Below are 19,878 nucleotides of genomic sequence, written 5' to 3' on the forward strand. Positions count from 1 at the left end.
ACAACGCAGCATTAAGGTCCACGGCGGAAACTGTCTCCCGGACGGAGAGGTTTCCATGTTCCTGCTGTGGCGCAATCCCGGGCCGATCCGCCTGCCGCTGCTGGCGGCGGGGTTCGTTGCGCTGGCCTGCCTCGCCATCCTCGCGCTCAGCGGCTGGCGCGAGTGGGAAGCGCGCAACGCCACGCTGAGCAACGCCGAGACCGACATGGCCAATCTCGCGCGCTCGCTGACCCAGCATGTCGACGACACCTTCGAGATCACCGACAACACGCTGACCGTGCTGGTCAACCAGCTCGAGCTGGAGGGCACCGGCGCAGCCGCCATGGCCAAGCTGCAGGTCTTCCTCGCGCGCCGCAATGCCGCGGGCCGCATTCATGGCATCTTTGTCTATGACGAAAACGGCCGCTGGCTCGCCACCACCGAACATGTCGCCGATCTCGCCGTCTTCAACAACAGCGACCGCGACTATTTCAAGCAGCACAAGGCGTCGCCCGCGCGCGGCACGCTGATCGGCCATCCTGTGCGCAGCCGCTCCGGCGGCCAGTGGATCGTCACCGCGTCGCGCCGCTTCAATCATCCGGACGGCAGCTTCGCCGGCGTCGCGCTCGCCACCATCGACGTCGCCTATTTCACCCGCTTCTACGAGCAGTTCGACGTCGGACCGCGCGGCGTCATCGCGCTGCTGCAGACCGACGGCGCCATGCTGGCGCGCAGCCGCGACAACGACAGCTATGTCGGTCGCGACATGTCGGGCGCGCCGCTGATCCGCAGCCTCGCCAGCCGCCCTGCGGCCGGCGCCTACGTCTTCACCTCGCCGCTCGACGGTGTCGAGCGGCTCAGCTACTACCGCGTCAGCAGCCGCTATCCGATCATCGTGCTGGCGACGGAAGCGCGCGACGACGTGCTCGCGCCCTGGCGCCGCGACGCGGTGATGCACATGGCGGTGGTCACGGGCCTCGTGGCGCTGGTTGCGCTGACCGGCTTCTTCCTGGTGCTGCAGCTATGGCAGCGCCAGCGCATGGCGGCGGCGCTGGAGGCCAAGGAGGCCGATTTCCGCATGCTCGCCGAACAGTCCGGCGACATGGTGATGCGGATCGGGCTCGACGAGGAAATCCTCTACGCGTCTCCCTCCTCCGCGCGGGTGGTGGGCTGGCTGCCGCATCAGCTTGTCGGCATGCCCGCGCTGGCCGGCATCCATGCCGACGACCTGCCGCACGTGCGCGACCGGGTCTCGGCGCTGCGGGAGGGCCGCGCCGAGGAAGCGCGGATCATCTACCGCACCCGCCATCGCATCCGCGGCGACATCTGGGTCGAGAGCGCGCTGCGCGTGACGCGCGTCACCACCACCGGCGCCATCAACGGCGTGGTGGCGATCACCCGCGACATGACCGAGCACAAGGATCTGGAGCAGCGCCTCGCGGCACTCGCCACCCGCGATGGCCTCACCGGCCTCGCCAACCGCCGGCATTTCGACGACCGCCTCACCGAGGAGTGGGCACGGGCAAAACGCGACGGCACGCCGCTGTCGCTGCTGATGATCGACGTCGATCACTTCAAGCTGTTCAACGATCGCTACGGCCACCAGGTCGGCGACGATTGCCTGCGCGCGGTGGCGCGGGTGCTCGCTGCGCAGGCGCGACGGCCGGCCGACCTCGCCGCGCGCTATGGCGGCGAGGAGTTCGTGCTGCTGCTGCCCGACACCGATGCCGACGGCTGCGTCCGCATCGGCGAGGCGGTGCGGGACGCGCTGCACGAGCTCGCCGTGCCCCATGCCGCCAGCCCGTCGTCACGGTCCGTCACCGTGAGCATTGGCGGCGCCATCCATCAGCCGGCAACCGGCAGCAGCGAGGCCGCGGCGCTGATCGAGGCTGCCGACCGTGCCCTCTACACCGCCAAGGAACGCGGCCGCGACCGTCTGGTGATGTCCGGCGAAGTCATCGCCTGGCCGAGCTCGCGCAGCGCCTAGAGCGTTTTCGAGCGAAGTGGACACCGGTTCGCGAGAAGAAAACGCGTCAGAACAAATAACCAGAGCGCGTTCGTGATTCCATCAAAAGCGAACGCGCTCTAGTGTCCCGCCTGCCACATGCGCATCACCTTGCGGCGGGCTGCTTGCGAAGGCCAGAACCATGGGGATGCCGGCCAATGTGGAATTCCAGCGCGGTTTGGGATCAGACATTCGCTTGATGGACGCGCGGCGATAGTCAAACGAAAGTCGGATCCATCACACTGGAACGATTGCAGCCGACAATCTCTGTGGCATCAATCCATCGCCGGCAGGCGGTGTTCAGCGACATGAACGCGCCATTCATCCCCGAGTAATCAAGACTTCGCCATGATCGGCTCGCAACGTCCAGCCTGCAACGATTTGCCAGTCGTGGACGTGATGAGCTGAGATCGAGGACCGGGAGATGATCATGAAAACAAGAATGGCCCTGCTGGCCTGCGTGGCCACCCTCGGGATGGCGCTGTCGAGCGGCACCGCGTCCGCAGCGATGCCGAACGGATTGCAGGGCGTGCAGACCCCCGTGCATACCGAGCAGGTGCGCTGGGTCTGCAATCCCTGGCGCTGCTGGTGGCGCCCGAACTACTATTATGGCTACTACGGCCCCGGCTACGGCTACTATGGTGGCCCGCGCTACTACTATGGCGGCGGCTGGGGCTGGCATCGTGGCTGGGGCGGCGGCTGGGGCGGCGGCTGGCATGGCGGCTGGCACCATCGCCACTGGTGAGCTGCAGGGCACAGCGCTGACGATCCGACGCGAGGGGCGGCCGCAGGGCCGCCCTTTGTTTTGTGACGCCTGGTGTTTTTGACCTGCGGCCTTCGACCGCCACCGGGCCGCGGCGTGGAACCCGTCGCCTGACCCGCGCGTTACCCTGCTGCTGTCCGGCCATTCTGCGCCACAAGACCGGACGCGCGATGCGAACGCGGGCCGGCGCATCGCAGATCTGGCGATCAGCCGCTTCCGACATACATGTCATGCATGAAACGGGAAGCTGCGGGCCCTGCGGGTGACACGAGGCTGACATGACGACGTATGGTGCATCGAGGCAAGGCGGAGAACGGCGCGGCGTCGCGGCCGCGATGCTGCTTGTGCTGTGCTGCACGACGGCGGCCTTCGCCCAGTCACCACAAGCCGGCCCTGCGGCGCCGGCAGCCAGCTCCGTCTACCGGCCCGGCGACTTCCTGACGCTGGACCTCAACCGCGCGGCGCTGTCGCCGCGTCCGCTCGGCCCGGAAACACGCTTCGCGCCCTATGGCGTCGAGGCCAAAACCGAGACATTGCCGAACACCGGCGGCCACACCGCGCGCCTTGCCCGCACGCCGGCGGAACAGGCCACCGCGGAGCACGCGACCGCGGCGCGCAGCGCCGAGGCGAAGCCGCGCGACAGAACGACGGTGCACCGCCTCGCCGTGCGCCGCCACCGCAATCCGCTCGATGCCCAGGCGTTCGACGCCCGCCCGCAAAGCTGGCCGTGCCGCGGCAACAGCGGCATCTGCGCCTGGCGCTGAAAGTGTGATGAGTTGAGCCAGACGCCGTCATCTGGCTCGTGCTCGACACGAGCGGCATCGGCGACAGCGTCAGCGCCGCGAGCCGCACGACTGTCGCCGGCAAGGCGCCGTCGACGTCGGTGTGAGGCCAGGATGAGGCACGGTGTGAGACGTCGTACGCGACGTCTCACTCGGCATTGCTTCCTCACCCTGAGGAGCCCGCGCAGCGGGCGTCGCGAAGGGCGAGGCCGAGGCGCCGCCGAGACGCCGTGATCAGGAACGGTCCGCCACACGGAGCCGCTGCGCCCCGGCCTCATGGTTCGAGACGCGCGGCGTCGCCGCGCTCCTCACCATGAGGAGTGGGCCCCCCTCTACGACTTCCCGAGGCCGCGCAGCACGAAGCGGTTGACGCGGCTGGCGAAGGCGGCGGGGTCGTCGGGGAGTTCGCCGTCGAGGATCTGTGCCTGTTCGAACAGCAGCAGCGACAGCTCCGCGCTGTCCGGATCGGAGCCCGGCAGACCACTAAGCGTGCCGACCAACGCATGGCGCAGGTTGACCTCGAGCACCGGCTTGAAGCCGGCGCCGCGGTTCTGCTTCGCCAGCAGGCGCTCCAGCTCGCGGTCCGGCCCCTGGCCGGCGGCGACGAGGCAGGAGGCGCTGGTGGTGAGGCGCTGCGACGCCCGCACGTCGGCGACGCGCTCGCCCAGCGCCTGCTTGATCGCGGCGATGATGGTGGCCTCGGCAGCGCTGTCCGGCGCCGGCTGATCCTTGTCCGCATCGTCCGTGAGCGGGATCTGGCCGAAATCGACGTCGCCCTGGCTCAGCGAGCGCAGCGGCTTGCCGCCGAACTCCAGCGGCGCCGACGTCCACAACGCGTCGACCGGATCGGACAGCAGCAGCACCTCGATGCCACGCGCGGCGGCGGCCTCCAACTTGGGATTGGCCTTGAGGCGCTCGACGCTCTCGCCGACGAGATAATAGATCTCGGTCTGGTTGGGCTTGAGATCGTCGACATACTGCTTGAGCGAGCGCTTCTCTCCCGTGGTCGACGTGAAGCGCGTCAGGCCCAGCAGCTTCTCTCGGCGCTCGCCGTCCTCCCAGATACCCTCCTTGAGCACGGGACCGAACGCGTCCCAGATCTTGGTATAGGCCTCGGCATCCTTCTCGGCGGTTGCCTCCAGCTCGCCGACGACGCGGCTGGTGATGGCCTTGCGGATCTGCGCGAGCTGCGGATTGTTCTGCAGCATCTCGCGGGAGAGGTTGAGCGGCAGGTCCTCGCTGTCGACGACGCCGCGGATGAAGCGCAGGTAGGTCGGCAGCAGCTCCGCCTCGTCGGTGATGAAGACGCGGCGCACATAGAGCTTGACGCGGCCCTTGCGCTCGCCGTCGAACATGTCGAACGGCCGCATCGACGGCGCGAACAGCAGCACGGCGTAGGAATAGCGGCCCTCGGCGCGGTAGTGCAGCGTCATCGCCGGCTCGTCGAAGCCGCCGCTGATGGTGCGGTACGCTTCGGTGTAGTCTTCGGCCTTGAGTTCGGACCTGGAACGCTGCCACAGCGCGCTCGCCGAATTGATCTGGCGGATCTCGCCCTCTTCCGGCTTCAGCTCGATCGGGAACTGGATGTTGTCGGAGTACGCGCGAACGATACGCTCGATGGTGTGCGGCTCGAGATAGTTTTTGGCATCATCCTTCAGATGCAGCACGATCTCGGTGCCGCGCGAGACGCGGGCGGCGGCCTCGGCGTCTGCCGGCGTCACCTGGAAGCCGGCGCCGCCGGTCGACGTCCACACCCACGCCTCGGTCTCGCCGGCGCGGCGGCTGGTCACGACGATGCGGTCCGCCACCATGAACGCGGCATAGAAGCCGACGCCGAACTGGCCGATCAGGCCGGTCCCCTTCGCGCCGTCCTTGCCGTCCTTCGCCGCCTCCTGGCTGGCGTGCAGACGGGCCATGAACGCCTTGGTGCCGGAGCGCGCGATGGTGCCGAGGTTGTCGATCAGCTCCTGGCGCTCCATGCCGATGCCGTTGTCGACGATCGACAGCGTGCCGGCGGTCTTGTCGGGCACGATGCTGATTTTGGGCGCGACGCCGTCGGCCATCAGCTCCGGCCGGGCGATCGCCTCATAGCGCAGCTTGTCGCAGGCGTCGGAGGCGTTGGAGATCAGCTCGCGCAGGAAGATGTCGGTCTCCGAATAGACCGAGTGCACCATCAGGTGCAGCAGCTCGGCCACCTCTGCCTGGAAGGGTTGGGTCTCGGCCGCAGTCGTCGTCATGGCGTCGGAAATCCCTGGGTTCGCAATGAAGATGGAGGCCGCGACACGATCGCGGCAGGCCTTTGTTTAGGAATGGGGCCTGCATTTCGCAAGCCCCGCCCCGGACGCGGCATCGCGCCGACTTGATCCGGCCACGGCTTTCTCCTTAAAAAGGACGGCACCGCACCGCCCAGGAGACGCCCTTGAACGCCCCCTCCGCCCCACGCAGGACCACAGTCGTGTTCGACCTCGGCGGCGTGCTCGTCGACTGGAATCCGCGCTACCTCTACCGCAAGCTGTTCGACGGCGACGACGCCGCCATGGAGCGGTTCCTGGCCACCGTCTGCACCTCCGACTGGGTGCTGCAGCAGGACGCCGGCCGCACCTGGGCTGAGGGCGCGGCGGCGCTCAAGGCCGCGCACCCGGCGCAGGCCGCCATGATCGACGCCTTCCACCAGCGCTGGCCGGAGACGATCGCCGGCCCGATCGCCGGCACCGCCACCATCCTGCGCGAACTCGACGCCGCCGGCACACCGCTCTACGCCCTCACCAACTGGTCCCACGAGACCTTCGATCATGCCTGGCAGTTCGACTTCATGCAGGCGTTCAAGGGCATCGTCGTGTCCGGCCACGAGAAGCTGGTCAAGCCGGACCCGGCGATCTACCGCCTGCTGATGGACCGCTACAGCCTCGTTGCACCGGACCTCGTCTACATCGACGACAACCCGCACAACGCTGAGGCCGCCACCGCTCTCGGCATGCACGGCATCCATTTCACCAGCCCCGACGCGCTGCGGCGGGAGTTGGTGACGCTGGGGTTGCTGCGGGGGCATTAGCGCCTTCCGCGGTGCGTCCGGAAGGGTTACCCTTCTCTCGCTCACACCCCGCGATGACGGGGGCGCACCTTGATAACGCGGAGACGCCTGGGGCTGCGTTCCGAATCCTCGTCAGCCATAATCGAGTTCTGCCACTCGATATGACGGCAGAGCCCATCGATATCGGGATAGATGCTGAACTGGTTGAAGCCGCAGCGGTCGAGCCCGAAGCGCAGATCGCAGAAGCTGTCTGCCGGAATGATCAGCTTGGTCAGGCGCTTCCGATAGATCTTGATCCTGTCCAGCGGTGAGAAGCCACGGGAGGCGTCGAGATATTTGTGAACGGTGAAACATCCGCTCTGTGCGCGGATGCGCGCCGAGACATGGGATGGGGTGAACACCCTGGTTCGCTTTCCGGCGAACGGATCGTCGCTTTCGTCGACGACGTTGTCCGCTTCGGCCGGCTTGAAAACCCAGACCACGCCGTTCTGCCCTTTTTCCGGCGGTTTTTCGACAGCGAACCAAAGCGCGACAAGCGGATTGAGTGTCCAGTCCAGCAGCCGCGTCGCCATGCCATGGTGCTGGGCGAGCGCGAGCCACTCCCAGCTGTTGAGCAGCTCGCGCGGCAGCAACTGGTTGGACTGGCGCCTGAGTGCGCGCATCATGTGCTTCTCGTCGTCGAGAATGGAGCTGCGCGGCTTGATACGTGCGATGCGCGGGCGCAGGGGATAATCGCCCTTCTGGCCACGAAACAGAATCTGATCCTGCGTATCCAGCTCCGACAGATACCTGAAATAGTCTCGCAACTCTGCAATGCGATGTTCCCTGACCATGGCGTCAGCCCTCAAATGAATTCGAGAAAATGAACTGAAAAAAGCATAGTAACAAATGTCGCCCCAGGGTTTGATGACACCCCAGGGCGATGAGCACAATGGTGACGGCAGCAAGGGCGCGAGGACACTCAGACCGCAGCGGCGCCGGTCGATCAGCCGCCTACAGCAGCTTGCCGTCCGCCCCGAAGAACGGATGCGGGCCGTCGAAATCGCCGATCGGCACCCAATGCGTCACGACATGGCCGAACGGATCGTCGAGCGCATTTACCGGCGGAAACCAGGCGTGGAGATGAAACGCCGGCGGCTCGATGCAGAACGAGGGCGGGCGCAGCTCGCCGAGGTCGAGGTCGACGGCATGGTTTGGCGCCGGACAGATGGTCGCCGGGCGGCCGGCGAACAGCGTCAGCGTTGCGCGATGGACATGGCCGGCGGCGACGAGACGGATGCGCGGATGGCGCGCGACGACCGCAGCCAGCGCATCGGCATTGAAGAGGTTCTGGCGATCCATGTGCCAGATGCCGGCGACGAACGGCGGATGATGCAGAAAGACGATCGCCGGCCGCTGCGGCGCCGCGGCGAGCTGCGCCTCCAGCCACTGCAGCGTCTGCGGCTCGAGCACACCATGCGGCTGCCCGGGCACGCTGGAATCGAGCAGCAGCAGGTCGAGCACGCCGAGCGAAGCCGCCTGGTCCAGCGGGCCTTCGACATGGGCATAGGCCGCCTGCGGAAACGCGGCGCGCATCAGCGCACGGCCGTCATGGTTGCCGGGCACGCCGACGACCGGAATCCTGAGCGGTGCCAGCAGTTCCGCGAGGAGCTCATACTCCTCGCGCAGCGGCGTATCGACGAGGTCACCGGAGATGACGACGATGTCGGGCCGCGGCAGCAGCGCGTTCAGCGTCTCGACGCAACGCGCCAATGCCGCCGCGGTATCGACCTTGCCATAAGCGAGCTGCCCCCGCGGCTTGATATGCAGGTCGGAGAGCTGGGCGATGAGGACGGGCTTTGGCATGGGACGGGCCTTGGGTTTGATCAGTTGAGCTGTATCACGAAGCGGTCGCCCGCGGACCGCTCGCGATCCGGCGAACGTTTCCTGCTGTCCGACGAGCCTTTCTCCTCATCCTGAGGAGCCCGCGCAGCGGGCGTCTCGAAGGATGAGGCCCGTGTCGACGAAACGAGAAGCCTCGGCCCCATGGTTCGAGACGCGCGGCAGAGCCGCGCTCCTCACCATGAGGGGAGACGGCAAGGCGTGTGAAGAGTGCAGGCTGCGTGCGCGCGACGCACAAGGCCCTCATCGCGGTGCGGACCGAGCGGCGCTGCTGCTTGTATCGCGAGACCTGCCCCACCCACTGCGTCATTGCCGGGCTTGACCCGGCAATCCAGCTTACGCGCAGCGCGGTACAAAGCTGGATCACCGGGTCACGACGCTTCGCGTCGGCCCGGTGATGACGCTGAGCATGGAGAAAGACCCCAGTCATCAACATTCGTCAGAACCCGATCCCTGCCCCGCTCCTCACCCCTCCGGCAACAACCGCACGGCCTCCGGCGGGACCGCAAGCCCGACGCGGTCGCCAGGCTTTGCAGCAATGGTGTTGGGTGCATCGACATTCAGCGGCATCGGCGCAGCGCCCGTGACGACGATACGCTGGCGGTCGCCGATGAAGGCGACGGTATCGACGGTGCCCGCCAGAGTTGCGCCGGCGGCATCGACGATGCGGATGGTCTCGGGACGGATCATCGCCACCTTGGCGCCGGCGGCGGGCGCACCGGCGACGGCGAGCCGGCCGCCGGGCAGGCGCAGATGCACGCCCTCCAGAGGCGCCTCGACGATGTTGGCGGCGCCGACAAACTCGGCGACGAAACGGCTCTGCGGTGTGAAATAGATGTCGCGCGGCGTGCCGATCTGAGCGATGGCGCCCTTGCGCATCACCACGATGCGGTCGCCAAGCTCCATCGCCTCGGCCTGGTCGTGGGTGACATAGATCGCGGTGATGCCGAGCGCCCTCAAGAGACGGTTGAGCTCACTGCGCAGGCGATCGCGCAGCGCGGCGTCGAGCGCGGTCAGCGGCTCGTCGAGCAAGAGGATGCCGGGCCGGATCGCGACCGCGCGCGCCAGCGCGACGCGCTGGCGCTGGCCGCCGGACAGCTGGTCGATGCGCCGGCCTTCGAGGCCGCCGATGTTGGTCAGCGCCACCAGCTCGGCAACGCGCGCGTCGCGCTCGGCGCGAGCGATGCCGCGCAGCTTGAGGCCATAGGCGATGTTGTCGGCCACGCTCATGTTGGGGAACAGCGCGTAGGACTGGAACACCATGCCGACATTGCGCTTCTCGATCGGCATCGCGGTGACGTCGCGGCCGTCGAACAGCACGCGGCCGCCGGCGTCCGGCGCCTCGAGCCCGGCGATGATGCGCAGCATGGTGGTCTTGCCGCAGCCCGACGGCCCCAGCAGCACCAGCGTCTCGCCGCGGGCGATGTCGAGGGTTGCCGGCTCCAGCGCCCGCGTGCCGTCGGCGAAGGTCTTGCCGCAGGCCTCGACGCGCACCGCCGCGCCGTGCCCCGCCGTGACGTCGGTCATGATTTCTGTCCCCTGTCGGCCAGCATCTGCATCGCCACCAGCAGCGGCACGATCATGATGAAGAAGATCAGCGTGTAGGCGGACGCCACCTCGAGCCGCATCGAGGCGTAGCTGTCGGCAAGGCCGACCGGCAGCGTCTTGGTCAGCGGCGTGTGCAGCATCCAGGTGAGGTTGAACTCGCCGAGCGACAGCGTCACCACCATCAGCGCGCCGGCGAGGATGCCAGGCATGGCGTTGGGCACGATGACGTCGCGGAAGCGCCGCCATGGCGAGGCGCCGAGCGAAGCGGCGCCTTCGTCGAGCGTCCTGATGTCGATGGTGGCGAACACCGCCATCACCGAGCGCACCATGAACGGCAGCGTGAACACGACATGGCCGGCGAGGATGAACAGCCACGAGCGGCGGAAGCCCGAGAAGCCGCCATACGTCAGCAGCAGCGCCAGCGCGATGGCAAGACCGGGGATCGCGAGCGGCAGCGTGATCACCTCCTCGATGACGCGTGACAGCCGCCCGCCGCGGACATGCAGCGCATAAGCGGCCGGCACGCCGATGACGAGGGTCGCGAGCAACGTCGCGAACGCGATCAGGAACGACAGGAAGATGGTGCCGGCATAGAGCTCCCACACCTGCTGCACCCATTGCAGGGTGACGCCGGACTGCAGGCCGCGAAAGTAATTCGCGGTGACACCGGCGGAGATCGACAGCACCGCGGGCACCACGAGGAAGGCGGCGACCAGCAGCGTGAACAGCAGCTGGCCGGCGAAGATCAGGCGGTCGCGCATCGCCCCTCCTCTTTCCCGGACACTGTGCAGCATACCTGAGCCATCCGCCTACCCCGCCGCCGCGACGGTGCCGCCACTGACCGTGCGCGCGACCGCGAGAATCGCCCAGGCGATGACGCCGAGGCCGACCGACAGCGCCGCGGAGGTGGCGAAGTTCGCCGCCAGCGTAAACTCGGTGTAGATCAGCATCGGCAACACGTCGATATTGGTCGCGAGCGTGAACGCCGTGCCGAACGCCCCCATGGCGGTGGCGAACGCGATGGCGCCGGAGGCGACGAAGGCCGGGGCCAGCGCCGGCAGCACGACGTCGCGCTGCACGGCCCATGGGCTGGCGCCGAGCGAGCGCGCGGCTTCCTCCAGCCCGCGGTCGAGCTTCTGGATCGCCGCCATGATGGTGAGGATGACGCGCGGGATCGAGAAGTAGAGGTAGCCCGCGAACAGACCCCAGATCGAATAGGCGAACACAATCCTGTCGCCGAGCACGCGGCTCGAGAGGTCGCCGATCAGGCCCTGGCGGCCGGCGAGGAGAATGATCATGAAGCCGACGACGACGCCGGGAAACGCCAGCGGAAACGTCAGCATCGCGATCAGTACCGCGCGGCCGGGGAAGCGATGGCGCTGCAGGAACATGCCGGCGATGGTGGCGACCGCGAGCGTCACGGCCGTGGTCGCGGCCGACAGCACCACCGTGTTGATCAGCGTCGCGCGATAGCGCGGCTCGGTGAGGATCGCGAGATACCCCATCAGCCCCCGCGGCCCCTCCGCCCCCATCACCATCAGCCGCGCCATCGGCATCACGAAGAACGCCGCCGTGACGACGACGAGCGGAACGAGGCAGAGGCGGAGGAAGGTGCGGTGGGACATGGGGTGGGTCAGCTCGGGCAGTTGATCGTCGGGGCGGCCCCCGATGGCGCCGGCCATATTTTCCTGTCATGGCCGGGCTTGTCCCGGCCATCCACGTCTTTCATCATAACGCGATGGCAGGTGGTTTCGTCTACATTCTGACCAACCGACCGAACGGCGTACTCTACGTCGGCGTGACCAGCGATATCGCTCGGCGCGTAGCAGAACATCGCGCGGGCGACATCGATGGGTTCACGAAGCGCTATGGGGTGCATCGGCTGGTCTACTTCGAGCAATACGACGACATCCGGACGGCACTGCAGCGCGAACATAACATCAAGCACTGGCCGCGCGCCTGGAAGGTACGAAAGATCGTCGCCGACAATCCCGACTGGCGAGACCTGTTCGAGACGATCGTCTGAGTTCGCGGACAGTTCAAAGACGTGGATGGCCGGGACAAGCCCGGCCATGACGCTTCAGATGTGGCGTGCGCCGGTGCACATCATTGATGTGACACAATACGGCTCATGCCACGTTGCGTTCCGCCGCCCTCACCGCACCTCGGCGAGATAGCGCTCGACAAAGCCCTTCTGGGCGTTTTCCATCTGGCCCCAGTCGACGGCCTTGGCGCGGGCGTAGTCGGTGTCGGGGAGGAACTTGCTCTTGACCGCCGGCGGCAGGTCGATGGCGCGGGCGGGGCGCAGGTAGGCGTTGGTCCAGATCGCCTGGCCCTTGTCGGACAGCAGATAGTCGATGACCTTCTTCGCCTTGTCCTTGTCGGGCGCGTTCTTCACGAGGCCGACGACATAGGGAAACACCACCGAGCCTTCGCAGGGAATGACGAACTCGAAGTTGCCCTTCTCGGAATATTTGGCGCGGTAGGCATTGAAGTCGTAGTCGAACAGGATCGGCATCTCGCCGGAAACAACGCGGGCGTACGACGTCTGCTTGGGCACGATCGGCTGGTTCTGAGCGAGTGCCTTGAAGAAATCGATCGCCGGCGAGAAATCGCTCGCCGAGCCGCCGAGCGCGAGATTGACCGCGACAGCGCCGACATAGCCGACCGCCGCGGACGACGGATCGAGATAGCCGACCATGCCCTTGTAATCGGGCTTGAGCAGATCCTTCCAGCACGCCGGCACCGGCTTGCCGCCGAGCGCGTCCTTGTTGACGAACAGGCCGAGCGTGCCGGAGTGGATGGTGGTCCAGGCACCGTCGGGATCCTTGAGGCCGGCAGCGACCTCGTCCCAGTGCGCGGGCTTGTAGGGCTCCAGCGCGTCCTGCGCCTTCGCCTTCATGCCGAAGGTGACGCCGAAGTAGCCGATGTCGCCGACCGGATTGGCCTTCTCGGCGATGATCTGCGCCAGTGCCTGGCCGGAGTTCTTGTTATCGTGCGGGATGTCGTAACCGAGATCGGCCTTGATCGCCTTGAGCATAGAGGCCCAGTCGGCCCACTCGGGCGGGCAATTGTAGCAGATGACGTCGGCGGCCTTCGCCGGCTGCGACAGCACGGCGGGCGCGGCGATCAACGCCAGCGCGACACCCGCGGCCTTGAGAATCATGGACAGCTTCATCATCGCAACACCGCCTTGCCAAAAGTCGTTGAAGTCGACCGGCCCCCGCCGGCACTCGGGACCGTCAACTATAGGCGGCGGGTGACACATTTGCGACAGGGGCGATCGGGCCGCGCCCGTCGCCAGCTCAACGTCCACGCGCATCATGGATACGGTCTCGCCGGAGCGTCAGATCGGCTCCAGCTTGTCGGCGGCGCACCAGTGTTCGGCGGTGATGCGGGTGCGATCGCCGACCTTGCCGTCCTCGACCGACAGCAGGATGCGGATCTGCTGCAGCGCGCCGGCGATCCCCGGCACCATGGCCGTGACGCAGGCCTGCCAGTGCATGCCGTCGCGATGCGGCGGCCCGACCCGCACGTCGGTGGGATGGCCGGCGAACACCAGTTGCAGATTGTCGGCGACGAGCTTCTTCACGTCCGGCTCGGGATCGAGATGCGCGCTCGGCGCCGGCTGGCGATAGCGCTCCGGCACGAAGGTGACGCTGGAATCGACATAGCCGCAGCCGGCGAGCACAGCCGCAAGGCACGCACCGACAACGCCTCCCCGGACTTTCACGCCGAACCCCATCCCCTCCCTCACCCCTGAACGACAAGCCTAGAGCCGCTGAAAACGGACCGGCAACCGAAAATTTCGACCGACGGCGCGGACGCCGCGCCGCACAATGCAGCATCATATGGGGAGGAATTGCGCGACCTTCAAATCCGGTCATGGTGCGCCGGGCGGATCAGGTCCGGCCGGGCGGGCACACGCGCGACCTATCTCGCCGACTATCCCAATGCCAGGCTCAAGGTCATCGACAATTGCGGCCACGATCCGATGCAGGAAGTGGCGGTGCTGTTCGCGACCGAAGTGCAGGCGTTCTTCACCGCCCCCTGAACGGTGGCAGACCGCACCCGGCGTGCCTATATTCGGCTCCGCATGGTTTCGCAGGGCTGACGGGATGACGGAACGACGCTTCTCTGGCGACGCGGTGGCGCGCAGCCTCGGGCTGCATGACGCCCCGTCGCTGACCTCCCGTGCGCTGCGCAAGTCGGCGATCGCGGCGACCCGCATCTCCTGCGGCGCGCGGCAGCTCGGCATGACGCCGCAGATCCCGCCCGAGGACAGCTTCATCGTCGCGCTCTATCTCACCCGCCTGCCCTATCACGAGCTGTGGAGCGGCGGCCGGCCGCTGTTCATGCAGGGCTATGCCGCGAATGCGATGCGCATCGTCAACCTCGCCGGCGAGTTCTCGGCCCGCATCACCCATCCGCACGAATCGCTGAACTTCCACATCCCGCGCAGCGCGCTCGATGCCTTCACCGACGATGCCGGACGACCGCGGATCAGCAACCTCGCCTGCACGCCCGGCATCGTCGATCCGGTGCTGGCGCATCTCGCCGCCGCGCTGCTGCCGGCATTCACGCGCCCGCAGGAGGCGAGCGCGCTGTTCGTCGACCATGTCACGCTCGCGGTGTGCGCCTATCTCGCCGAGAAGTATGGCGACGGCCCGCCGGCCCGATCGGAGACCAGGGGCGGCCTCACCGCGGCACAGCTGCGCCGCGCCGAGGAACTGCTCGCCGACAACTGCAGCGGCGAGCTGCTGCTCGCCGACATCGCCCGCGCCTGCGGGCTGTCGCGGCAGTATTTCACCAAGGCGTTCAAGGCGACGACCGGCGTCACGCCGCACCGCTGGCTGCAGCGCTACCGGATCGAGACCGCCAAAGCGCTGATGCGCAACACGGCGCTGCCGATCGCCGACATCGCGATCCGCTGCGGCTTCGCCGACCAGAGCCATTTCACGCGGGTGTTCAGCGCCATCGCCGGCGCCAGCCCGGCAGCATGGCGGCGGGCACGGCCCGCCGCGTAAGCGCGCCGCCGGCGGCTCAGCGCGTCGCGAGCTCTGGCGTCGCGGCGGGATGGAAGGTCCGCACCGCACGCCAGCCGAGCACGGCGAACAGCACCAGCACCACGAGTTGCGCGACCGCGAACGGCGGCTCCGACTGGGTCGGCGCCAGGGCGTGCAGCGCCGGCACTTTCTGGAACGCCTGCACCACGGCGACGAACACGTTGAGATAGAGCGCGGCGATCGCCGTGATCACATAGACGCGCCGCCACAGACCTGAGAGATGGAAGAGGTAGAGAGCGGCGATCGCCAGCGCCAGCAGCACCAATGACAGCACGCCGACCGCGCGCGGCGGATCGAAGCCGAACGGCGGCAGCGGAAAGCCGGTGACGCTGGTCAGCACGGTGGTGGCAAGAAACGCCGCGGTCCAGCCGCTGCGCATCCGCCCCTGAAGAAGGTCGACAAGCACCACGAGACCGGTCACGATCCCGATCAGGCTCAAGCCCACATGAATCTGGAGAAGCATGGTCATCACCCCCGATGGTCGGGCCGCGGTGCGGCCTGTCGCGGACCCAGCCTAGCAGTGCAGGCGGCGAAACGGCTTGAATAAAAGACGCCCCGCCTGGCAGCAGGACGGAACGACCGCCGCCATGACCGCCTCCGGCATCGCGGCGCCGCTTGCGGCGGGTCAACGGCGCTGACCATCTGTGTGTGCGCTGCGACGCGTCAAACGTTAAAATCGGTTGTCTTTTGTTCAAGAAGCGGTCGCGTCCCGCACCTAAGGTGACGCCCGCGAGGGATTCCGCCCAACGGTGGGCGGCTTCGGGAGAGAGTGACATGTCCAGCATCAAGACCAAAGACGGCGTCGAAATCTTCTACAAGGATTGGGGCGCTGGACAGCCGATTGTGTTCAGCCATGGCTGGCCGCTGTCGTCCGACGACTGGGACGCCCAGATGATGTTCTTCCTCGGCAAGGGCTTTCGCGTCATCGCCCATGACCGCCGCGGCCATGGCCGCTCGAGCCAGGTCGCCGACGGCCACGACATGGACCACTACGCCGACGATCTCGCGGCGCTGACCGCGCACCTCGACCTCAAGAACGCCGTGCATGTCGGCCACTCGACCGGCGGCGGCGAGGTCGTGCACTACATCGCCCGCCACGGCGACAGCCGTGTCGCCAAGGCCGCGATCATCGCCGCGGTGCCGCCGCTGATGGTCAAGACCGAAGCCAATCCGGGCGGCCTCCCCAAGGAGGTGTTCGACGGCCTGCAGGCGCAGGTCGCCACCAACCGCAGCCAGTTCTACTACGACCTGCCGGCAGGGCCGTTCTACGGCTTCAACCGGCCCGGCGCCAAGAAGTCCGAGGCGATCGTCTGGAACTGGTGGCGCCAGGGCATGATGGGCGGCGCCAAGGCGCACTATGACGGCATCGTCGCATTCTCGCAGACCGACTTCACCGAGGATCTCAAGAAGATCAATGTCCCGGTGCTGGTGATGCATGGCGACGACGACCAGATCGTGCCCTACGCCGATTCCGGCCCGCTGTCGGCCAAGCTTCTGAAGAACGGCACGCTGAAGACCTACAAGGGCTTTCCGCACGGCATGCCGACCACCGAGCACGAGACCATCAACGCCGACCTCCTCGCCTTCATCAAGGGCTGAGCCACCGCCGCAGGACCGTCCGCCGCCCGTCCTGGGCCGGCGGACGGGGGTGGCTATCAGGCGGAACCCCGTCATGATTGTCGCCATTTTGTAAACAGTAATGCCATAAATGGCTGAATTGTCTTCAATTTAGTCATCTGAGATACCTAGTCCACCGACGCACTGACACGACGTCGCCACCACCCAAGAGGATGAAGACCATGCCGATCACCGCCACTGCGACCCCGGGCTCGAAGCTGCTGACCCCGACCGACCACGCCCTGATCCTCATCGACTTCCAGTCACAGATGTCGTTCGCCACCAAGTCGATCGACGCGGTCGCGCTGCGCAACAACGCCGCGCTGATCTCGCGTGCCGCCGCCGGCTTCAAGGTGCCGACCATCCTCACCACCGTCGCGGAGAAGAGCTTCTCCGGCCCGATGTTCGGCGAGATCACCGAGGCGTTTCCGGGTCAGAAGCTGCTCGACCGCACCTCCATGAACACCTGGGAGGACGAGGCCGTGATCAAGGAGGTCAACCGCATCGGCAAGACGCGCCTGGTGTTCGCGGGCCTGTGGACCTCGGTGTGCATCGTCGGCCCGACGCTGTCGGCGCTCGACCAGGGCTTCGAGGTCTACGTCATCACCGACGCCTGCGGCGACGTTTCCGAGGAAGCGCACGAGCGCGCGGTGGAGCGCATGATCCAGGCCGGCGCTCGGCCGATGACCTCGCTGCAGTACCTGCTCGAGCTGCAGCGCGACTGGGCGCGCACCAACACCTACGACATGACCACCGGCATCGCCAAGCAGTACGGCGGCGCCTACGGCCTCGGCATCATCTACGCCAAGTCGATGTTCGGCGCGTCGGAAGGGCACTGAGCGCCCAAACCGACAACGGGCAGCGCATGGATCGGTCGAGGCGCTCCCCCACACAAGGCGTCATGCCCGTGCTTGTCACGGGCATCCACGTCTTCACAGCCTCGTAGACACGCCAAGACGTGGATGGCCGGGACAAGCCCGGCCATGACGCAGAGAATAGCAGACGCGCCCCTCCATATCGTCTGACCGGAGAACGGCCCCGATGAAACCCTACCTGCTCTCGCTCGGCGCCGGCCTCCTGGTCGGCGTCATCTACAGCCTCATCAATGTGCGTTCGCCGGCGCCGCCGCTGATCGCGCTTGTCGGCCTCGCCGGCATCCTGATCGGCGAACAGGTCATCCCCGTCGCCAAGCAGATGATCGGCGGCGAGGCGCTCGCCGCGGCCTGGCAGCAGGCCAAATGCTCGAGCCACCTGTTCGGACACCTGCCCGGACGCCACACCGACACCACCACCGCTTCGTCCACCCGTTCCGTGGAGACCCGCTCATGACCACCCGCGCGCCCGACCTCATCCTGCACCGCGGCCTGTTCACCACCCTCGACCGCAGCAACCCGACCGCCAGCGCGGTCGCCATCACCGACGGCGTGTTCACCGCCGTCGGCACCGATCACGAGGTGATGCCGACAGCCGGTCCCTCGACGAAAATCATCGACCTCAAGGGCAAGCGCGTGCTGCCGGGGCTGATCGACAACCACCTGCACATCATCCGCGGCGGCCTCAACTTCAACATGGAGCTGCGCTGGGACGGCGTGCGCTCGCTCGCCGACGCCATGAACATGCTCAAGCGCCAGGTCGCCGTGACGCCGCCGCCGCAGTGGGTGCGCGTCGTCGGCGGCTTCACCGAGCATCAGTTCGCCGAGAAGCGCCTGCCGACCATCGACGAACTCAATGCGGTGGCGCCGGACACACCGGTGTTCCTGCTGCATCTCTACGACCGCGCCATCCTCAATGGCGCGGCGCTGCGCGCGGTGGGTTACACCAAGGATACGCCGGAGCCTCCCGGCGGCGAGATCACCCGCGATGCCAACGGCAACCCGACGGGCCTTTTGCTCGCCAAACCCAACGCCAACATTCTCTACGCGACGCTGGCCAAGGGCCCGAAACTGCCGTTCGACTATCAGGTCAACTCGACGCGGCACTTCATGCGCGAGCTCAACCGCCTCGGCGTCACCGGCGCGATCGACGCCGGCGGCGGCTTCCAGAACTACCCCGACGACTATGCGGTGATCCAGAAGCTGTCCGACGAGGGCCAGCTCACCATCCGCCTCGCCTACAATCTCTTCACCCAGAAGCCCAAGGGCGAGAAAGAGGACTTCCTGAACTGGACGAAGACCTCGAAGTACAAGCAGGGCACCGACTACTTCCGCCACAACGGCGCCGGCGAAATGCTGGTGTTCTCCGCCGCCGACTTCGAGGATTTCCGCGTCGCCCGCCCCGACATGCCGCCGGAGATGGAGGGCGAGCTCGAGGACGTCGTGCGCGTGCTGGTGCAGAACCGCTGGCCGTGGCGGATGCACGCCACCTATGACGAGACCATCTCGCGGGCACTCGACGTGTTCGAGAAGGTCAACCAGGACACCCCGCTGGAAGGCCTCAACTGGTTCTTCGACCATGCCGAAACCATCTCGGACCAGTCGATCGACCGCATCGCCGCGCTCGGCGGCGGCATCGCCGTGCAGCACCGCATGGCCTACCAGGGCGAATACTTCGTGGAGCGCTACGGCTTTGGCGCCGCGGAAGCGACGCCGCCGGTGAAGAAGATCCTCGACAAGGGCGTCAAGACCTCCGCCGGCACCGACGCCACCCGTGTCGCCTCCTACAATCCCTGGGTGGCGCTGGCGTGGCTGGTCACCGGCAAGACGGTCGGCGGCCTGCGCATCACGCCGCAGCACAACTGCCTCGACCGCGAGACCGCGCTGCGGATGTGGACCGAGAACGTCACCTGGTTCTCCAACGAAGAAGGCAAGAAGGGCCGCATCCAGGTCGGCCAGTTCGCCGACCTCGTCGTGCCCGACCGCGACTACTTCTCGTGTGCGGAAGCCGAGATCGCCGACATCGCCGCGGACCTCACCGTGGTCGGCGGCCGCGTCGTGTATGGCGCGGGCCCGTTCGTCAAGCTCGACGACAATCCGGTGCCGCCGGCGATGCCGGACTGGTCGCCGGTGCGCACCTTCGGCGGCTATGCCGCATGGGGCGAGACGAAGCAGGGCAACACGTTGCAGATGAAGGCGGCGCAGATGTGCGGCTGTGCCAATTCCTGCAACGTGCACGGCCACGCCCACGCCACCGCGTGGTCGAGCAAGCTGCCGGTCGCCGATCTCAAGTCGTTCTGGGGCGCGCTCGGCTGCGCCTGCTGGGCGGTGTGA

Annotated in this window: 20 protein-coding genes; 11 read left to right on the top strand and 9 right to left on the bottom strand. The window is 67.1% G+C overall.

The genetic code is table 11. The features are described 5' to 3' along the window. Nucleotides 1-55 precede the first annotated feature (55 nt). The 3 genes from AB4Z37_RS07990 to AB4Z37_RS08000 all read left to right on the top strand — a co-directional run bounded on the left by AB4Z37_RS07990 (nucleotide 56) and on the right by AB4Z37_RS08000 (nucleotide 3,511). Nucleotides 56-1,966 carry a diguanylate cyclase gene (locus AB4Z37_RS07990; RefSeq protein ID WP_441516175.1) on the top strand — a complete coding sequence of 637 codons (1,911 nt, stop codon included), beginning with the start codon at nucleotides 56-58 and terminating at the stop codon, nucleotides 1,964-1,966. Between the two features lie 448 nt (nucleotides 1,967-2,414). Further along, a complete protein-coding gene (locus tag AB4Z37_RS07995) occupies nucleotides 2,415-2,729 on the top strand; it encodes a hypothetical protein (protein ID WP_441516176.1) in 315 nt (104 codons plus the stop codon). A gap of 296 nt (nucleotides 2,730-3,025) precedes the next feature. Continuing rightward, entirely contained in the window at nucleotides 3,026-3,511 is a 486-nt protein-coding gene (locus AB4Z37_RS08000) for a hypothetical protein (protein ID WP_441516177.1), read from the top strand. A 350-nt stretch (nucleotides 3,512-3,861) separates the two neighbouring features. Here the strand turns inward: AB4Z37_RS08000 and htpG are convergent, their stop codons facing one another. After that, entirely contained in the window at nucleotides 3,862-5,766 is a 1,905-nt protein-coding gene (gene htpG, locus AB4Z37_RS08005) for a molecular chaperone HtpG (protein WP_441516178.1), read from the bottom strand. 182 nt (nucleotides 5,767-5,948) lie between these two features. Between htpG and AB4Z37_RS08010 the strand changes: the two genes are divergently transcribed. Further along, a complete protein-coding gene (locus tag AB4Z37_RS08010) occupies nucleotides 5,949-6,581 on the top strand; it encodes an HAD family hydrolase (RefSeq protein WP_441516179.1) in 633 nt (210 codons plus the stop codon). A gap of 41 nt (nucleotides 6,582-6,622) precedes the next feature. Here the strand turns inward: AB4Z37_RS08010 and AB4Z37_RS08015 are convergent, their stop codons facing one another. The 5 genes from AB4Z37_RS08015 to AB4Z37_RS08035 form a co-directional block, all read right to left on the bottom strand. Continuing rightward, the gene (locus tag AB4Z37_RS08015; RefSeq protein WP_441516180.1) at nucleotides 6,623-7,393 is read right to left on the bottom strand and encodes an FRG domain-containing protein; all 771 of its coding nucleotides are present in this window, start codon (nucleotides 7,391-7,393) and stop codon (nucleotides 6,623-6,625) included. Nucleotides 7,394-7,553: 160 nt separating this feature from the next. Further along, nucleotides 7,554-8,405, bottom strand: a complete 852-nt coding sequence (locus AB4Z37_RS08020; protein ID WP_441516181.1) for a phosphodiesterase — start codon at nucleotides 8,403-8,405, stop codon at nucleotides 7,554-7,556. A 501-nt stretch (nucleotides 8,406-8,906) separates the two neighbouring features. Beyond that, nucleotides 8,907-9,968: an ABC transporter ATP-binding protein gene (locus tag AB4Z37_RS08025; protein WP_441516182.1), complete on the bottom strand. Its 1,062-nt coding sequence runs from the start codon at nucleotides 9,966-9,968 to the stop codon at nucleotides 8,907-8,909. Then, nucleotides 9,965-10,750 (bottom strand): ABC transporter permease, encoded by a 786-nt coding sequence (locus AB4Z37_RS08030; RefSeq protein ID WP_441516183.1) that lies wholly within the window; start codon nucleotides 10,748-10,750, stop codon nucleotides 9,965-9,967. The genes AB4Z37_RS08025 and AB4Z37_RS08030 overlap by 4 nt, the downstream gene beginning before the upstream one ends. A 48-nt stretch (nucleotides 10,751-10,798) precedes the next feature. After that, nucleotides 10,799-11,614, bottom strand: coding sequence for an ABC transporter permease (locus AB4Z37_RS08035; RefSeq protein ID WP_441516469.1), 816 nt, complete (start codon nucleotides 11,612-11,614; stop codon nucleotides 10,799-10,801). Nucleotides 11,615-11,682: 68 nt separating this feature from the next. Between AB4Z37_RS08035 and AB4Z37_RS08040 the strand changes: the two genes are divergently transcribed. After that, nucleotides 11,683-12,015, top strand: coding sequence for a GIY-YIG nuclease family protein (locus AB4Z37_RS08040; protein ID WP_441516184.1), 333 nt, complete (start codon nucleotides 11,683-11,685; stop codon nucleotides 12,013-12,015). A 129-nt stretch (nucleotides 12,016-12,144) separates the two neighbouring features. Here the strand turns inward: AB4Z37_RS08040 and AB4Z37_RS08045 are convergent, their stop codons facing one another. After that, complete coding sequence (locus AB4Z37_RS08045) at nucleotides 12,145-13,155, bottom strand: ABC transporter substrate-binding protein (RefSeq protein ID WP_441516470.1); 1,011 nt, start codon at nucleotides 13,153-13,155, stop codon at nucleotides 12,145-12,147. A 180-nt stretch (nucleotides 13,156-13,335) separates the two neighbouring features. Continuing rightward, the gene (locus AB4Z37_RS08050; RefSeq protein WP_441516185.1) at nucleotides 13,336-13,722 is read right to left on the bottom strand and encodes a hypothetical protein; all 387 of its coding nucleotides are present in this window, start codon (nucleotides 13,720-13,722) and stop codon (nucleotides 13,336-13,338) included. 129 nt (nucleotides 13,723-13,851) lie between these two features. Here AB4Z37_RS08050 and AB4Z37_RS08055 point away from each other — a divergent pair, with 129 nt between their 5' ends. Together AB4Z37_RS08055 and AB4Z37_RS08060 are read left to right on the top strand one after the other, a co-directional pair. Then, on the top strand, nucleotides 13,852-14,043 hold the full coding sequence (locus AB4Z37_RS08055) for an alpha/beta fold hydrolase (protein ID WP_441516186.1): 192 nt from the start codon (nucleotides 13,852-13,854) through the stop codon (nucleotides 14,041-14,043). Nucleotides 14,044-14,107: 64 nt separating this feature from the next. Next, nucleotides 14,108-15,016 (top strand): helix-turn-helix transcriptional regulator, encoded by a 909-nt coding sequence (locus AB4Z37_RS08060; protein WP_441516187.1) that lies wholly within the window; start codon nucleotides 14,108-14,110, stop codon nucleotides 15,014-15,016. Between the two features lie 16 nt (nucleotides 15,017-15,032). Here the strand turns inward: AB4Z37_RS08060 and AB4Z37_RS08065 are convergent, their stop codons facing one another. Continuing rightward, a complete protein-coding gene (locus AB4Z37_RS08065; RefSeq protein WP_441516188.1) occupies nucleotides 15,033-15,518 on the bottom strand; it encodes a hypothetical protein in 486 nt (161 codons plus the stop codon). A gap of 311 nt (nucleotides 15,519-15,829) precedes the next feature. Between AB4Z37_RS08065 and AB4Z37_RS08070 the strand changes: the two genes are divergently transcribed. The 4 genes from AB4Z37_RS08070 (at nucleotide 15,830) to AB4Z37_RS08085 (ending at nucleotide 19,878) form a co-directional block, all read left to right on the top strand. After that, nucleotides 15,830-16,654: an alpha/beta fold hydrolase gene (locus AB4Z37_RS08070; RefSeq protein ID WP_441516189.1), complete on the top strand. Its 825-nt coding sequence runs from the start codon at nucleotides 15,830-15,832 to the stop codon at nucleotides 16,652-16,654. 200 nt (nucleotides 16,655-16,854) lie between these two features. After that, complete coding sequence (locus AB4Z37_RS08075; protein WP_441516190.1) at nucleotides 16,855-17,511, top strand: hydrolase; 657 nt, start codon at nucleotides 16,855-16,857, stop codon at nucleotides 17,509-17,511. Nucleotides 17,512-17,713: 202 nt separating this feature from the next. Continuing rightward, the gene (locus AB4Z37_RS08080; RefSeq protein WP_441516191.1) at nucleotides 17,714-18,001 is read left to right on the top strand and encodes a XapX domain-containing protein; all 288 of its coding nucleotides are present in this window, start codon (nucleotides 17,714-17,716) and stop codon (nucleotides 17,999-18,001) included. Beyond that, nucleotides 17,998-19,878 carry an amidohydrolase gene (locus tag AB4Z37_RS08085; RefSeq protein ID WP_441516192.1) on the top strand — a complete coding sequence of 627 codons (1,881 nt, stop codon included), beginning with the start codon at nucleotides 17,998-18,000 and terminating at the stop codon, nucleotides 19,876-19,878. Before AB4Z37_RS08080 ends, AB4Z37_RS08085 begins: the two co-directional genes overlap by 4 nt.

Origin of the sequence: Bradyrhizobium sp. 2TAF24 (genome assembly GCF_052115025.1) — a bacterium.
Lineage (GTDB): Bacteria > Pseudomonadota > Alphaproteobacteria > Rhizobiales > Xanthobacteraceae > Bradyrhizobium_A.

Excerpts from the sequence above, each read along its gene's own strand:
- AB4Z37_RS07990 (WP_441516175.1), top strand. The coding sequence starts at position 56 with ATGTTCCTGCTGTGGCGCAATCCCGGGCCGATCCGCCTGCCGCTGCTG.
- AB4Z37_RS07995 (WP_441516176.1), top strand. The coding sequence starts at position 2,415 with ATGAAAACAAGAATGGCCCTGCTGGCCTGCGTGGCCACCCTCGGGATG.
- AB4Z37_RS08000 (WP_441516177.1), top strand. The coding sequence starts at position 3,026 with ATGACGACGTATGGTGCATCGAGGCAAGGCGGAGAACGGCGCGGCGTC.
- htpG (WP_441516178.1), bottom strand. The coding sequence starts at position 5,766 with ATGACGACGACTGCGGCCGAGACCCAACCCTTCCAGGCAGAGGTGGCC.
- AB4Z37_RS08015 (WP_441516180.1), bottom strand. The coding sequence starts at position 7,393 with ATGGTCAGGGAACATCGCATTGCAGAGTTGCGAGACTATTTCAGGTAT.
- AB4Z37_RS08020 (WP_441516181.1), bottom strand. The coding sequence starts at position 8,405 with ATGCCAAAGCCCGTCCTCATCGCCCAGCTCTCCGACCTGCATATCAAG.
- AB4Z37_RS08025 (WP_441516182.1), bottom strand. The coding sequence starts at position 9,968 with ATGACCGACGTCACGGCGGGGCACGGCGCGGCGGTGCGCGTCGAGGCC.
- AB4Z37_RS08030 (WP_441516183.1), bottom strand. The coding sequence starts at position 10,750 with ATGCGCGACCGCCTGATCTTCGCCGGCCAGCTGCTGTTCACGCTGCTG.
- AB4Z37_RS08035 (WP_441516469.1), bottom strand. The coding sequence starts at position 11,614 with ATGTCCCACCGCACCTTCCTCCGCCTCTGCCTCGTTCCGCTCGTCGTC.
- AB4Z37_RS08040 (WP_441516184.1), top strand. The coding sequence starts at position 11,683 with ATGGCCGGGCTTGTCCCGGCCATCCACGTCTTTCATCATAACGCGATG.
- AB4Z37_RS08045 (WP_441516470.1), bottom strand. The coding sequence starts at position 13,155 with ATGATTCTCAAGGCCGCGGGTGTCGCGCTGGCGTTGATCGCCGCGCCC.
- AB4Z37_RS08060 (WP_441516187.1), top strand. The coding sequence starts at position 14,108 with ATGACGGAACGACGCTTCTCTGGCGACGCGGTGGCGCGCAGCCTCGGG.
- AB4Z37_RS08065 (WP_441516188.1), bottom strand. The coding sequence starts at position 15,518 with ATGCTTCTCCAGATTCATGTGGGCTTGAGCCTGATCGGGATCGTGACC.
- AB4Z37_RS08070 (WP_441516189.1), top strand. The coding sequence starts at position 15,830 with ATGTCCAGCATCAAGACCAAAGACGGCGTCGAAATCTTCTACAAGGAT.
- AB4Z37_RS08075 (WP_441516190.1), top strand. The coding sequence starts at position 16,855 with ATGCCGATCACCGCCACTGCGACCCCGGGCTCGAAGCTGCTGACCCCG.
- AB4Z37_RS08080 (WP_441516191.1), top strand. The coding sequence starts at position 17,714 with ATGAAACCCTACCTGCTCTCGCTCGGCGCCGGCCTCCTGGTCGGCGTC.
- AB4Z37_RS08085 (WP_441516192.1), top strand. The coding sequence starts at position 17,998 with ATGACCACCCGCGCGCCCGACCTCATCCTGCACCGCGGCCTGTTCACC.